A 508-nucleotide genomic window follows, 5' to 3' on the forward strand; every position below is an offset into this window, starting at 1 on the left:
GCACCCTCACCACCATCAGCGACGTCGACAGCGCCGCAACCATCGTCGCGCAAACCAACACCGCCGGCAGCTACGGCCAGTTCTCCATCGGCACCGGCGGTGCCTGGACCTACGTCGCCAGTTCCGCCCACAACGAGTTCGCCGCCGGTACCACCTACACCGACACCTTCGCGGTGAGCAGTGCCGACGGCACCCTCACTTCGGTCACCGTGCATATCCTCGGCACCAACGATGCCGCCGTGCTGTCCGCCGACATCGCCAACCTCACCGAGACCAATGCTGCGCTGACCACCGCTGGCACCCTCACCATCAGCGACGTCGACAGCGCCGCAACCWTCGTCGCGCAAACCAACACCGCCGGCAGCTACGGCCAGTTCTCCATCGGCACCGGCGGTGCCTGGACCTACGTCGCCAGTTCCGCCCACAACGAGTTCGCCGCTGGCACCACCTACACCGACACCTTCGCGGTGAGCAGTGCCGACGGCACCCTCACTTCGGTCACCGTGCA

Annotated in this window: 1 protein-coding gene; it reads left to right on the forward strand. The window is 66.7% G+C overall.

Going from position 1 to position 508, the window contains the following annotated elements; genetic code table 11:
- A partial coding sequence (locus AC1DVH_RS32605; protein WP_477757239.1) for a VCBS domain-containing protein occupies positions 1–508 on the forward strand: 508 nt, incomplete at both ends.

It is taken from the genome of Pseudomonas sp. P4_C3 (assembly GCF_056402075.1).